Below are 14819 nucleotides of genomic sequence, written 5' to 3' on the forward strand. Positions count from 1 at the left end.
ATATGGGCGTTTTTATAAACAACACACGATTACATGCTCGACAGAGATGTCATTGGCAAAAAAAATAGTCAACATGTGGGGGTTCCCGTGGCACAACACACTAATAAATTAGCCAAAACCGCGAAGAGCAGTGCTAAGCTGAGTACGATTGCACTTGCTGTATCTTTGGCGTTTTCTGCGCAAGCAAATGAAGAAGCTGCAACAGATAAACAAAAAGTTGAAACTATCATCGTATCAGGTACTGCTGGTGGACGAGGCGTTCGTAAGGTTGATGCTGCGTTCGCTGTAACTAACTTAGATGCGACGAAAATCGAACGACTCGCACCAAAAAGTACAGCGGAATTATTTAAAGCTGTCCCAGGTGTTTGGGTTGAAACCTCAGGGGGCGAATCAGGCGCAAACGTGTTCGTGCGAGGCTTCCCTGGCGGCGGTGACGCACCGTTTTTGACTTTGAGTCTAGAAGGTGTGCCGGTATACCCAGCACCAACACTTTCATTTTTAGAAAACTCTTCAATATTCCGCTTAGATGACACCATCTCAGGGATGGAAGGTCTGCGCGGCGGCCCAAACCCTGTGGTATCAAACGGTCAGCCAGGTTTAACCACGAACTTTAGTTTAAAGCGTGGGTATGAAGAAACCGAAGGGTCATTTAAATACACCACGTCGGATTATGGTTTGAATCGAGTGGATGCGGTACTCAGTGGAGAACTAGCGGAAGACCTATTTTTTATGGTTGGTGGCTATGTGAAACGTTCACCGGGTATTCGTGATGCTGGCTTTACTTCAGAAAAGGGCAATCAGCTCACCATTAACATCACCAAAGAGTTTGATAATGGTGAGTTTAATGTCTTCACTCGTGTTACGGACGACCGAGGTGCTTGGTACTTACCAACGCCACTCAATGTTGAGGGTGTAGACGGTGGCTTTACGCAAATTGGCACTAAAAATCGTTATGCTGAGGTGTTTGCCGGTGAACACAACCAAGTTGTTAATTTTGACCTAGGTGAGGGACGTGGGTGGAATGGCTCTGTCTCTGGCGGTAGTTTGAAACTGGAATTAGGTAACGATTGGGAATTGGTAGACAGATTCGGTTTGACCAAAGGCGATGCAAATACCTATGGTCTAGTTCCAGATGGCTCAGCAGTTGCCTTGGCGAGTGTGGCTGATAATGGCACTACTGCGCTTGGTGCTGTTACGCAAACACAGTACAGTGGCGACACCATGGTTCAAGCATATGGTCGTTGGGTTGTACTCAAAGAGATTGAAGCCTTTGTTAATGATTTAGCCGTGAGTAAAGATTTTGATTCTCTATCTAGCTCATACGGTATATACACAGCAACGACATCAGCCAATGACTGGTGGAGTTTAGGTAACACGGCTTATCATGTTGTTGAGCAAGGCGGCGAAATGCTTGATGGCATCGCGTGTAATACCGACGTTGCAGGGTGCAGTTGGAACTATGACATCAACAGTGTAGGGGATGCGACAACACTTGCGTTTTATACCACGCAAAAATACTACTTTAATGATGCTTTGACCTTTGATCTCGGTTTGCGTTCAGAGCAGCATGAAGTGGAATATTCTGTTGATGAAGGTCTTGATGGGACCACTGATAAATACGTGGATTACGACGAACGTAAGACCTCATGGACAATTGGTGGTGACTACAAATTTAGTTCAAATCAAGGCATGTTCTTGCGCATGAACAAAGGCTATAAAATGCCTTATTTTGATGATTTTAGAGATAATTTTGGCACTTACCAAAGTGGCGAATCGTTAATTAAAGAAGTGACGCAAGCGGAACTTGGCTACAAGTTCATGGGTGAAAGCACAGACCTATATGCAACGCTCTTTACCAATGAAGTGAAAGGTGACACCTTTGTCCGTCGCCCTGGTGAACCAGCTGAGATTCTTACTAACGAAGCGATCGGTGTTGAGCTCGATTTTAACTATAACCACGAATCTGGTTTTAGTGTGAATCTCAATGCCACATTGCAAGACACTGAAATCACTGAAAGCCCAAGTAACGAAGGCAATGAAGCACAACGTCAACCAAAATGGCAATTGCGCATGACACCGAGCTACGAGTTCGAGGTTGATGGCATGTTTGCTAGTGTTTACGGAACATTGAGCGCAGTTGATGACCGTTGGGGGAACAATGAAAACACAGTGGTTCTTGAGGGGTATGAGAAAATAGATATCGGTGCGACCTTAGAGCCGGTGGAAAACATCAAACTGCAATTATCTGTGGATAACTTGACGGATGAAAAAGGGATCACCGAAGGGGACCCGCGTAATGCTGATGCGCCGAACGGTCGTTACATTATGCCGCGCAGCGTAAAGCTCAGCGTAGCTTACATGTTTTAACGAATCTATTGCAAGATCCAAAGCCGCTGCCTGCTCAGCGGCTTTTTTATGCTTGCAATTTTGAACGCTAGTAAGCTGTTTCCGTGTAAAATAATTAGTTCTAACTGATAGCAATTGGTCGCAAAAATGGTGATGAGTACAAGCAGTGGAATAAAAAACGCCCAGGACGAATCCGCATTGTCCTGGGCATAGGGGAATGGCTCATGATGAGCCGTGCGCTAACTAAATAAACTATTCACATTCATACGGGAGAAGCGAAAGTCTTTTTAATTGTAGTTAACTCACTGCAAAAAGTGAAATAAAATACTAGTAATTAATTATTATAAAAATCAGTAAATTACAATTGTTTTGTAAAGATATGTAAAAATAGATATGATTTTTATCCCTCGGTCTTCCCCAAGTTATTCCCAAGTTATTAACTTTCCATCTAACACCAAATCACGCGCCAATGAGTTCTTAATTTTGTTCTTTTGCCACTTGCCTAAGCCGACACTTGCACCATTCAAACGCATGATTACTTCTCCTGTGGATGTCGTGGGTTGTGGTAAACGGATATCTTTACCGTTGAAATAATCTGCGGCCTGCTGAGAGTCTAAATCATAGGTGTTTTTATTCGCTAATTGCCCTAAACAGGTGGCGAATTCATGCTCCAATCGCACGCCATTTTTATGCGTGGTGCCGATTAGAATACCAATACGCGAAAATTTCACTGCGTGCAGAAGCTGTTCGTTTTCTACTGTCGGAAACAACCACACTTCTTTATCTCTGAGGTACATGTCCCCAGGTAGGGATTTTACATCAAAGTGTTTCTTAATCTCTTGGGTGAATGATTGCAGCTGCTTTGATGGCATAGGTGAAAAAGGGAACGCACCTTTTTTCGTTTTGGGCTCACTAACGGCTCTAGCACCTGTTTTGGTGAATTTGGCAATAAAAAAGCCTTCGCTGTCGAAAATTTGTGGCCAAATGTGTAAGTAGCCTTCATCGGTGGTGGCTTTTTCAGCACCGGTGAATAAATCTGATAACGTCTGTACTTCAATAAGCCCAGCAAACTCATCGAGCAGGTATTGGCATACCGCTTGGTTTTCGACAGGCGTTAATGTACAGGTTGAGTAAACCAGCGTGCCACCAACTTTAAGCGCGTGAAAGGCACTTTTTATAAGTGATTTTTGTACATCACTGATGTCGATGTTTGACTGTAATGACCAATTCTTCAACGCATCGGCATCTTTGCGCACCGTGCCTTCGCCTGAACAAGGCGCATCAAGCAAGATTGCATCGAACATCTCTGGCATGTAGTTGCCAAACACTGCACCATCAAAGTGTGTAAGACCAACATTGTGTGCACCCACGCGTTTTAGGGTTGCACTGAGGGCCTTTAGTCGTGAAGAGGAAAATTCATTCGCAATCAAAAAGCCTTCATTATCGAGCATAGCCACAAGTTGTGACGTTTTACTACCGGGTGCGGCAGCCATATCGAGGACAGTGCGCGCCTGCGACAGCGCCTCTGATAACGCCATTGGTGGTAACATAGAGCTGGCTTCTTGCACATAAATACAACCACTGAGATGTAAATCGGTTTTTCCTAAAGGGAGGGCTGCCTCCTCCTGCTCTGGGCGTTCTAACCAATAGCCTTGCTTGCACCAAGGTACCGGGGTGATCTCCCAGTTCCGTTGCGCGCATTCTTGTTCGAATTCGTCGGTCGACATTTTTAGCGTGTTTACACGCACAGCACGTTTAAGCGGTGTTTGACATGCCGCCACGAAGTCCTCAATTGACAGGTGTTCTGGTATGTAACTTTTAACGTCTTCGATGAAGGCTTCGGGTATAAATGTGTTGATGTTCATAGACATGGGCAATGAAGGGCAAAAATCTGGCTATAGTGTATCGCATCACCGTTGAGAATGCCGATGTTTTTATGTCTTTGTCTGATTACCTTTACGAACGCTATTTTACATAATCCGGTTGCAAAAAATGGCGAAGATACTTCAGCTTAATAACTTTACTGCACAGAGTTAGCAGCAATAAAAAAAGCCGGGCAGGCCCGGCTTTGGTCACTGTTTCAGAGGTCTCACTTAACGCGTTTCCTGAACAATAGGAATGGAGTTAGCAGCAGTAGCCATGCCATCGAACCAGAAGATGATTTTTCAACTTTTGGCGGTTCTGTTGTACCTACTTCATATGCGCAACTGCCATCGTCAGTGTTTGCCTTGCTGTCAAAATTAGTTGCACTCGAATCTGTGCAGCCATATTCAACACCATCAGAGACAACGGTAACCATGAATGAAGCGCTGGTTGAATCATGGGTATTTACCGCATCACTCACGGTAATCGTTACTAAAGTTTCACCATACCAATTATCACTCGGCATAATGTCTATAGCGGCACCCTGAAGTGTGTCCATGAACGTTGGCATCAATATGCTCACCGGACACACTGATTACCTTTTCGGTTGAGTTGGTGGCACTGTATATAACCTCAAGGCCCTGAATCATTTCATTTTCATTGATAGTGATATCATTGAATTGACCTAACTTGATGTTTGCACTGCCTGATAAGGTTACTGACTCTGCGATTTCTTCAGCATCATCGTAGTTACTCGTTACAACAACCTGTTGATCTTGCCCTGCACCATTATTATTCGCTAACGCACTGAACTTTAAGCGAATAGCCGATTGCTCAGGGCCTTTGTAATCACCACAAATCAAGGTGTTTGGCTTAGCCACATCAAGTACATTGTTGTAAGCAAGTGTAGAGACACCGTAACCTTCATTTGGACCAAATGGGTTTAGGAATCCATGGTAGCCTCGGGTGCCAATTGTGCCAGCACCGCCAAGTGATTCATCAATACGTTCATAACCAAACAGGATTTCATAGTGACCTTCATCATATTCTGGTTTGGTCTTCATGATCATCTGGGTATTGTAACTGCCGCTGACCCACGTCCAGAAATCAAAGACGTTAGCACCATTCCACTGTAAAATAATTTCATTGTTTACAGTACGCGCAGCGTAGATACCGTTATACGAACCAGTCATGAAATCTAAGCCCGGAGTCATGGATGCTGCAGAGTGCCAAAGTGGTGCGACCATGGTTGTTGGGAACTGCAAATATTCCATTGGCGTGTGTGTGAAGTTCATGTAGAAACTACCTGAAGGCGACATAAAGCCCGCAGGGTTGATGGTGAATACATCGTTGTACTCATTACCATAAAACTCCAACCCCTCGAGTCCCAACATCCAATATTCTGCGTAAAAGTCGTTCCAAACACTTCCAGAAATAGATGTTGGTGTAGGAAAGATGTATGACAAGTCAAACCAATTATCTTTGAAGTCATTATCTTCATACGGAATACGGCACATGTCATCATTTTCTGACGTGGTCCAAATATATTCACGTTGTGTGAGTGCTTCAGATGGTTGAACACCGCTTATCACCACTGTGTTACCTTCTACTGAGGTCATCGATGCATAGATGCCCTCTGCATGAATGCTCTCTTTCGATAAGTTCATACCATCAGGTAAACGCGCGGTCAGGGTAAAGTTGCGGTCTTTTAGCGTCATATTCGGCTTAGCTTCGACATAGAAGTCGACGACGTCACCCGTTTTAATGGCACTTTGGCTGGCATGCACAGTGAGATCAGCGCCCTTGTGCTCGAAGCGTGCTCCCATAGTGCCCACATCGCTCGGATTATTGCTATCTCGGCCCATATCAATCGCGGCGAAATACACATCACCTTGTTTGGCGTTTGGTAGATGCCAATTCATATTCAGTCGATAGCCATCAATACCATTTGCTTCGCCTTCAATCTCTACATCTAAGTGATGATTATTGTCACTGCCAATGATTGCCAAGTTTGTGGTCATTTCGAGAGGGGCATCAAGACCGTTTGGATGGTTTGGGTCGTAGAGTGTGTAGTTGCCTACGCTCGCCCAATACATACCAGGCTCTGGATTGTCGATGGCGCAATAGTTATAGTCATACGTCCATGAATAACAAATCGCTTCGTCAAACCATTGGGCTTTGCCATCACCATTTGCGTCGCGACCAATGTCCATTGCTACATCATTGAAGATGGTACGATTTGGTACATCAGTGATTCTCAAAAATAAGTCGTTTTGTGCCCTCGGGAACATTGAAATGAATAACATCTAGCCCTGGCATACTGTCTAAATCTGGGTAATTTTGAATCCCTTTTCCTGATTCAATGGGCGCTAGGTTATGGGTTTTACTCTGGCCTTTAACCAGTCCATTAACCGTCACTGAGTTTACTTCCTTGGTGTACAAAGGAGCGCTAACTTGGCTGCCAGTTTGTCGATGAATATCAAAGCTCGCATTGTTTGGAAGGCCGTCACCACTGAATTGTACACGCATGGGCAGCTTTTGCGTTGGCATCGATGCGCTTTGTGGTGTTACAGTCACCAAGCCTTCAAATATAGCGTCTTTGGTCGAGTTGATGGGGTTCGAAATATCCTTAACGGCCGCCGTGAACATTACACTTTTAACTTCGCCTTTTTTAAGGCTGAAGGTAGATGGATGCGCCGACAGATTAAGTAGGGCTAAACCATCACCTGTGTTTTCAGTCATGTCGATTGACCAAGTCCCATCCTCTGTCGCGCGGAAGGTACGAATCCACGTGCAGTCGAATTCACAATTCATATTAAACAAATAGGCTTCGTTTAATGATGGCAAATCGCCGCCGTTGAATGGGTTTGCTGCACGATAGTTGTCTGCATTTTCGTCCAGTACAAGCCCTACCTTGGATGCTTGCTCGACGTCAATGATACCGCTACCGAAATCATCAATGCCAGCAGCACCAATGTCCCCCCAGTAGTTGATAGTTGACGTGCCTTCATGTGCGGTAGTCATCAACGCAGATTGGATTTCTGCAGGTGTCCAATCAGGATGAAGTTGTGTCAATAGCGCCATTGCGCCGGCTACATGCGGAGCAGCCATAGAGGTGCCAGAGTTGAGTCGGTAATCAGTCGTCAAAGGCGCAGCGGTGAAAGGTTGATCGTCTGCATAAGCTGCAAATACGTTCACACCTGGCGCACCAACATTCGGAACCATCGAATCAGGGATCACCCGACTTGGACCGCGAGAAGAGAAATCTGCAACGAAGTCTGCTATGCCCTGAGTTACGTCCATCGATGAGGCTGATATGGTCGCTGAATGATCGCTACCTGTAGACAACCAATTAACTAAGTTAGCGCCGTCATATGAATTGATTAATATCCCAGGAATAACGTAGGGATCGGTTGGCATCACGTCATTTTCGGTGTAGCTGCCGTTGTACAATACCATTGCACCGGCGCCACCTGCCTGTACGTTAACGGCTTTATCAACGCGGGCGATTTTGCCGCGCTTACATACCACTATTTGATTGTCGCTAAAGGTACCTTCAGCAAATGGGCTGTTACAGCTTTCATCACCGTAAGCGCTGGCTAGAACCATGTGGCCTGAAAATGACTCTGTATACCCTTTTCCTGTGATATCAGTAGGAGGCGTGCTATCGCCGCCACTCAAAGCTTGCAGATATTTTGGGCTGTAAGAGATTTCACGGCCATGGGTTGTTGCTGCAACTGAGGTGACCCAAGGGGAAGGGTGGTCAATGTTACTCCAACCGCTGTTACCAGCAGCTAATGCTGCTGATATACCGGCTTCACGTGCACTTAAAAATGCCATTTCAACACTGTCTTCCCATGGATTTGATTCACCACCACCAATAGAGAAGTTAATGACATCAACACCATCTTGGATAGCATCTTCAATAGCGGCCACGAGCGCCTCAGCAGGACAACCTTGCCATTGTGCTGTAGGGCTATTTTCGTCCCCGAGAGATCCATCGTTCGCATAGCAGGTTTGATAGGCGATAATGTTTGCACGTGGAGCAACCCCCGAAATATGAGGGAAAATTAAGTCCGTAGGCGTACCATCAGAAGTGACTGTAAGTTCTGGGATGCGATAGGCTACATCGAATAATTCATTGCCCGCAGCAGTTGCGGCAGTATGAGACCCATGCCCCTGATAATCTTCACCATTTTCAGGCCTAATCGGCGCTTCAGGTGTTTGATGCCACGCGTATTCTTCTTGGTAAGCAGGGGACCAATAGGTGTCCGTTATTACATCATAGGAGCGCACACCAATCAGTTTAGCATTACACATATGGGCAAATTCAGCAGCTTCACAGTCACCATAAAAACGACCGCGAGGATTGGTATGCACATATCCATCATCTGCTTGCGCGGCAAATGAAGGGTGGTCTGAATTGATTCCTGTATCAATGATCCCCATTACCACGCCTTCACCTTTGGTGGTCATGGCATTGCTATTGGCTAGTGGCCACACTTTATCAGCCTTGATGTGTTTTGGGCCTACATCCGTCAACAATTCATAATTTTTTGACAGTTGAACGTTGCGCACGCCCGGTAGATTGGCAATGTGCGACGCTTGCTCTTGTGTCAGTACCATGGATGCGCCGTTGAGGGCGTATTGAAAAGTACGTCGAGGTTCGATTGATTGACCTATCGCTCGAGAAATGTTGGCTATGTGGTCACGCTGTTGGTTCTGTAAGTATTGTACGTAGTCACGAACAGCGGGATCTTGAGTGTTGATCTTGTAAGCATTTTGATTTGCGATATATACAGAGGGCTTATCTGTGAGGCGTAAATTAGTGGCATCATAGCCGGTTACTCGACCATCGTATAAAGATACAGATTGGTCTGTAAATTCAACAATATAGGTATGCTCACCTGAAATTGCTGGATCCCATTGAAATGGCACTTTAGCAACGACAGCACGGTGCTGATTAACTTGGTTATTGTTGTTATTAAACGATGCCTTTTCTGTTTCACCAGTAAAGCGGTTGCGTCTGTGATTGCGTGCTTCACTTCGCTCGACCATTTCTTGAGTAATAACTATTTCCTCGAGGAAGTCGGGCTTAACATAGTCGTTTTGTTGAGACTGCAAGGTGTTTGTGCTTGCAGCTATACCCGCTGTGTATAGTGCGGCTGCTATCGAAATAGCAAGCTGATTTTTGTTTCTCATTTTCTACTCCAAACTCATTTACAGCAAATACGGATGTTTTGCAGAGCGTATTTAGGCATATGAGCAAGGGGTAAATTGTCTAACTTTGTACAAAAAGTAACTTACTCTTTAATAACTTGTTAGCAATATCAAGGGGTTTATCTGGATTGTGGAGTTTTGTACAAATTTTTGCGGCTTCAAGTTTAGGTTGCGCATAAATGATGCTTAAAGGTGTAGTTGTTTGAGTTTTGTGGGATTGTTTATGTGATTTCATCGGTGGTTGTTCATTTTTAATTTTTCGCGCGGTTTTTAAACATCACCAACCTTGGTTAGTATTAAGTAAGAGTCATTGCTGTTATCAAGATAAAAAGTTGGCTGGGCCATGCTTTAGAGATCCTATGAAGAATCGTTTTATTTCATTATTGCTTACTATTTGCAGCATCAGTGTATGTGCACAAGAAAGCGAACCTTTGCAACTAGCAGCTGTAGATAGTTGGCAACTATCGGTCTCTGCAGGCTATGGCAAAATGCGCTCGGCTCTAATTGATGAAGACGATATCACTTTGGTTGTATTGCCTGATATCCGTTATTTCGGTGAACGGTTTTATCTATTCAACACTAGTGTTGGGTGGACATTTAAAGAGACACCGAAATACTCTCTGAGTTTAGAAGGGCAACTCAATCAAGACGGATTAATGTTCCCCCATAAATATCGTGGAATATTAGCGGCTGCGTCTCCACCTCTTGATATCAACCCGCTACCGGACCCTGACACCAAAGTGAGTGGCTCCTCCACTCAGGAACCAAAATTCGAAATTGAAAAAACTGCACTTGAAAAAAACCTAACGTACAACGCTGCTGCAGTATGGCGATATTACGGCTGGCTTGATGCAAGTGTCAGTTGGGGTAAAGACATTTCTGCGGGTCATGATGGCGATGAAATCAGTGCGCACATTAAAAAGTCTTCAAACATGGGGGATTGGACTGTTGAAGGGTTACTCGGTGTTGACTATAAATCCAGTAAATTACTCAACTACTACTATGGTGTATCTGATGACCAAGGACGCAATATTTATCGCCCTAGTGGCGGTTTTAACTGGCGCGGACAACTGCAACTGGCGTACCCATGGGGTGAAAATAAGTGGCTCGTGGGGGCGCTACGGTATGAGCAATTGAGCGACGAGATTGTATCTAGTCCACTGATTGTGAAAGATCACACGGTTTCTTACTTTATCGGTGTGAAGTGGAGGATAGATGATTAAGTTGATTCTACCTTTAAGTCTAGGGGTTGCATCTTGTTGTATCCCTTTGTGGGCAGCTGACAGTAGCATGAACCCAATTCAGCGATTTACTGTTCGCCCAGCGGTGTGTGTTACAGAAAAAAATGCACAATGCAAAACCCGTTTTGTTTTCTCATGGTCATTAAACTATGCAACTCAAGTTTGTCTTTCACTCAAAGGAGCCGCCACCACACTGGTTTGTTCACAAAAACTAAGAGACGAGAAAGAAGTCGACATAAAATCAAGAAAAACGTCGGTATATGAGCTAACACCCACAGACCTACCACTATTTAGTGTTAGCCAAGAAGTGCAAGTGCTGGAGTTAAATCGGGATGTGCGAGTGGTCAATCGAAGAGTGTGGAGTGTATTTTAATGTCTTGTATCAGCGCTGAAATTCTTCTTATCGAGGACGATGCTAGATTAGCAGCGTTTATTTCTAACTTTTTGCAAGGGCAGGGTTTTGGCGTTACGCACTTTAGCCATATTGCGCAGTTGGATATTGCCGCACAGGCGATGAACATCGATTTAGTGGTGTGCGATATTATGCTGCCTGGTACAAGTGGGTTTGAAATAATTAAGAAATTTCGCAAAGTCTATGATGGACCATTTTTGTTCCTGTCGGCACTCAGTTCTGATGAACATCAATTAAAAGGGTTTGAGCTTGGTGCGGATGATTACATGGTCAAACCAATAAAGCCTGAACTGCTGGTGGCGCGAGTCAAAGTTGCATTGCAACGCAGTCAAAAGCCAGTAAAAGCCAATAATAGTCAGTTAGTTCAGCTTGGGGATTTAACCATAAATAAGGCGAGCCGTTCCGCATATTTGTGCGGTATTCAGGTTAAGTTATCACGTCATGAATTTGATGTTCTTTGGTTACTCGCACTAAATAAAAACCACTCAGTCTCTCGAGATTATTTGTTCGTTAATATAACTGGAAAGCCTTATGACGGGATGGATCGCACGATTGATGGTCGTATAAGTAGGTTGCGCAAAAAGATTAATTCAATTCCTGAGTCAGATTGTAAAATCAAAACGCTGTGGGGCCAAGGATATATGCTGAGTGTTGAGAGTGCCAGTGCTTAAATATTACATTAGGTATTCCTTGATAGTTATTTTTGCACTGCTTGTTTTGGTCGTCGTCGCCGATACGTGGTATCAGCGAGCCTATCCGGTACAGGTACCCAGATCAGACTTAATTGAGTTGGTTGAGCAATTGTGTCTTCAACGCCCTTGTGTATCAGGATTTAAACTCAGTAAGGCAACGGTATTTGACAGAGAGTCGGTGCACCTTGGTGAATTACTAGAGATTGAGTTAAAAGCGGGAAAAACCATCCCTCTACAAAATGATAAAGGTGAACTTTACTACTATCACCAGCTCACCAATGGGTTAATTTTGTCTCTTGGTCCTTATTCTTCTGAATATCAAGGGCAAATGTACCTCTACACATTGCTGTTTTATCTATTCGTGGTGATAGCCATTTTAGGTGGCCTATACCCGCTATTTCGAGAAATGGACCGATTGCGAAAAGCGGCAAAGCAGTTCGGTAAAACAGGGAATTTATCTACTCTTCCTACCACAACGGGGCGATTTTTCAGACCTGTTAATATGGCATTCGAACATATGCTCAAGCGGTTAGCACGTTTAATGGCGCTGCAAAAAGAGCTTTCAGACACCGTGTCACATGAAATTAGAACGCCTCTAAGCCGAATTCGCTTTGCCACCGAGGCACTGAATAACAACAATTTGGCATACATGAAGCAAGAGATAAACATTGATCTTGATGAAATGGAATCGTTGGTTGAAGAGTACTTGTCGTTTTCAAGGCTAGAGAATGAGGCTGTTGTTTTGGATAAACAGAGACAAGCACTGCTACCTATAATTGAAAAGCAGCAACAATACTTTGGCGCAATTACGGAGAAAAAAATCGCTTTAGAGTTGCTGAGCAGTCCCTTGCCTGACATTGAAATCGACATGCGAAGTTTTTCAAGAGCGATTAAGAATCTTATCGATAACGCCTGTAAATATGCACGCTCTAGAGTGTGTATTCGTGTCGCTCTCAGTGAAAGTAAACAGCACATACTAATTCATATCGAAGACGACGGGCTTGGAATTGAAGAAAAGGACGTCGATTCGTTGTTTTTACCATACACGCAAATTCAGAATAAAAGTTTGCCAGGCTTTGGTTTGGGCTTGGCAATTACTCAAAAGATTATTTTTTGGCATCACGGGCAAATATCTGTGAGCCGATCGTCATTAGGTGGTGCAACATTCAGTATCACAATACCAATTCATTGTGACAGTGACCCTGCAATCATGCCTACATAATTATAACCGAGTTCGCATTTTGTAGGTTGAAGAAAGTTAAGACACCTTCCATTAATATGTCGACATATTTACATAAAATGTAGACTTTGGTCGTATTTTGACCACTATAACTACAGGTTATGTCGACAATATGCTGTTGGCCATGTTGACAATGTCCCGTATCTCTCTCATAGTACATGCCAAGATTGTCGACAATTTGAGAAAAGCGTGACTCATCAATCAGCACAACCCATTGAGCAAGTAACCACAGCGGCGGATCAAGTCTTTGTTGATTTACGCCGTGCTATTGTGGAAGGAGGCATCGCTCAAGGGTCAAAAATCTCTGAACCCGAATTAGCTAAGCGCTTCTCTGTATCGCGTGCAACCCTGCGTGATGCCTTAAATCGATTAGAAGCATGTAACCTCGTTGAGCGTAAAGCAAACGTGGGTTGTCGTGTTGTGGCCTTGACGCCTGAGCGTCTAATCGAAGTCTATCAAGTGCGCGCTGCTCTTGAAGGACTGGCGTGCCGTTTGGCTGCTCAGAATATGACGGATGAAGAGATTGCCGACATCAAGGGCTTGTTGAACAAGCATCTCAATGAGCAACGAGTGAAAGAGGGCGAGTCTTATTACCAAGAAGCAGGTGATTTAGATTTTCACTATCGCATCATTAAAGGCTCTAAAAACGAGCATTTATTTAGTTTGCTCTATCATGACTTATATCAGCTTGTTCGTATGTACCGCGTGCAAATGGGCATGACAGGTCCACGCGTGTCGAAAGCATTCGACGAGCACTTAGCTATTATCAATGCCATTGCGAATCGCGATGGTGAGTTGGCCCAGATGCTTATGGAGCGTCACATCAGCTACTCAATGAATAACATAGAAAACAAATTTAACGCGGCGCAATAACCGCAACCGTTCAAAGCAGGAGTTAACCATGTCCGCAGGAAAGAAATTTAGAGACGCCCTTAAGGCGAACCAACCATTACAAATCGTCGGCACTATTAATGCCTACTGTGCAATGATGGCAAAGCAACTTGGCCACCAAGCAATTTACCTCTCAGGTGGTGGTGTGGCGAATGCATCATACGGATTACCAGATTTAGGTATGACATCGTTAAACGATGTGATTGCTGATGTGCAGCGTATTACCTCAGCATGTGATTTACCTCTTATGGTCGACATCGACACAGGTTGGGGTGGCGCGTTCAACATCGCTAAAACTGTGCGTGACATGGAAAAAGCAGGCGCTGCCGCAGTGCATATTGAAGACCAAGTGGCGCAAAAGCGTTGTGGTCACCGTCCTAACAAAGAAATCGTCTCTGTTGATGAAATGGTTGACAGAATTAAAGCGGCCGTTGATGCCCGTACTGACGAAAACTTCTTCATCATGGCGCGTACTGATTCGTTTGCTCAAGAAGGGTTAGAAGCAGCGATTGAGCGTGCAAAAGCCTACGTCGCAGCGGGAGCCGATGGTATTTTCGCAGAAGCAGTGCAAACCGAAGAGCATTACCGCGCATTTGCGAATGCGCTTGATGTGCCAATTCTTGCCAACATCACTGAGTTCGGTAAGACCGAGTTGTGGAATGCCAAAGAGCTAGGCGAGTGGGGTGTTGATATGGTGCTTTATCCACTTTCTGCGTTCCGCGCGATGAATAAAGCAGCGGAGAATGTGTACAAATCAATTTTAGCGAATGGCGATCAAAAAGCCGTCATAGACACCATGCAAACTCGTATGGAGCTATACGATTATCTTGGCTATCACGAATACGAACAAAAGCTCGACTCACTTTTTGCTCAAGGCAAAAACAAGTAAACGAGTTTCAACAGGACAAAATTCA

At 44.5% G+C, this 14819-nt stretch carries 11 protein-coding genes; 7 read left to right on the plus strand and 4 right to left on the minus strand.

The window, feature by feature from the left end; translation table 11 throughout:
• Window positions 1-87 precede the first annotated feature (87 nt).
• Window positions 88-2367 (plus strand): TonB-dependent receptor, encoded by a 2280-nt coding sequence (locus ACH19P_RS08265; RefSeq protein ID WP_462158123.1) that lies wholly within the window; start codon window positions 88-90, stop codon window positions 2365-2367.
• A gap of 401 nt (window positions 2368-2768) precedes the next feature.
• On the opposite strand, the gene rsmF is transcribed toward ACH19P_RS08265, so the two are convergent.
• From rsmF to ACH19P_RS08285, 4 genes are all read right to left on the minus strand, one after another.
• On the minus strand, window positions 2769-4211 hold the full coding sequence (gene rsmF / locus ACH19P_RS08270) for a 16S rRNA (cytosine(1407)-C(5))-methyltransferase RsmF (RefSeq protein WP_462158124.1): 1443 nt from the start codon (window positions 4209-4211) through the stop codon (window positions 2769-2771).
• 224 nt (window positions 4212-4435) lie between these two features.
• On the minus strand, window positions 4436-4768 hold the full coding sequence (locus tag ACH19P_RS08275; RefSeq protein WP_462158125.1) for a hypothetical protein: 333 nt from the start codon (window positions 4766-4768) through the stop codon (window positions 4436-4438).
• Window positions 4725-6470 carry a hypothetical protein gene (locus ACH19P_RS08280; protein ID WP_462158126.1) on the minus strand — a complete coding sequence of 582 codons (1746 nt, stop codon included), beginning with the start codon at window positions 6468-6470 and terminating at the stop codon, window positions 4725-4727. Before ACH19P_RS08280 ends, ACH19P_RS08275 begins: the two co-directional genes overlap by 44 nt.
• On the minus strand, window positions 6457-9411 hold the full coding sequence (locus ACH19P_RS08285) for a S8 family serine peptidase (protein ID WP_462158127.1): 2955 nt from the start codon (window positions 9409-9411) through the stop codon (window positions 6457-6459). Before ACH19P_RS08285 ends, ACH19P_RS08280 begins: the two co-directional genes overlap by 14 nt.
• 377 nt (window positions 9412-9788) lie before the next feature.
• On the opposite strand from ACH19P_RS08285, the gene ACH19P_RS08290 reads away from it, so the two are divergent.
• From ACH19P_RS08290 to prpB, 6 genes are all read left to right on the plus strand, one after another.
• Entirely contained in the window at window positions 9789-10652 is an 864-nt protein-coding gene (locus ACH19P_RS08290; RefSeq protein ID WP_462158128.1) for a MipA/OmpV family protein, read from the plus strand.
• Window positions 10645-11043: a DUF3019 domain-containing protein gene (locus ACH19P_RS08295; RefSeq protein ID WP_462158129.1), complete on the plus strand. Its 399-nt coding sequence runs from the start codon at window positions 10645-10647 to the stop codon at window positions 11041-11043. Before ACH19P_RS08290 ends, ACH19P_RS08295 begins: the two co-directional genes overlap by 8 nt.
• Window positions 11043-11753: a response regulator transcription factor gene (locus ACH19P_RS08300; RefSeq protein ID WP_462158130.1), complete on the plus strand. Its 711-nt coding sequence runs from the start codon at window positions 11043-11045 to the stop codon at window positions 11751-11753. The genes ACH19P_RS08295 and ACH19P_RS08300 overlap by 1 nt, the downstream gene beginning before the upstream one ends.
• A 19-nt stretch (window positions 11754-11772) precedes the next feature.
• On the plus strand, window positions 11773-12996 hold the full coding sequence (locus ACH19P_RS08305; protein WP_462158131.1) for a sensor histidine kinase: 1224 nt from the start codon (window positions 11773-11775) through the stop codon (window positions 12994-12996).
• Between the two features lie 207 nt (window positions 12997-13203).
• A complete protein-coding gene (locus ACH19P_RS08310; protein WP_462158132.1) occupies window positions 13204-13887 on the plus strand; it encodes a GntR family transcriptional regulator in 684 nt (227 codons plus the stop codon).
• 28 nt (window positions 13888-13915) lie between these two features.
• The gene (gene prpB / locus ACH19P_RS08315) at window positions 13916-14794 is read left to right on the plus strand and encodes a methylisocitrate lyase (RefSeq protein WP_462158133.1); all 879 of its coding nucleotides are present in this window, start codon (window positions 13916-13918) and stop codon (window positions 14792-14794) included.
• Window positions 14795-14819 lie beyond the last annotated feature (25 nt).

The organism is Pseudoalteromonas sp. GB56, from assembly GCF_054923835.1.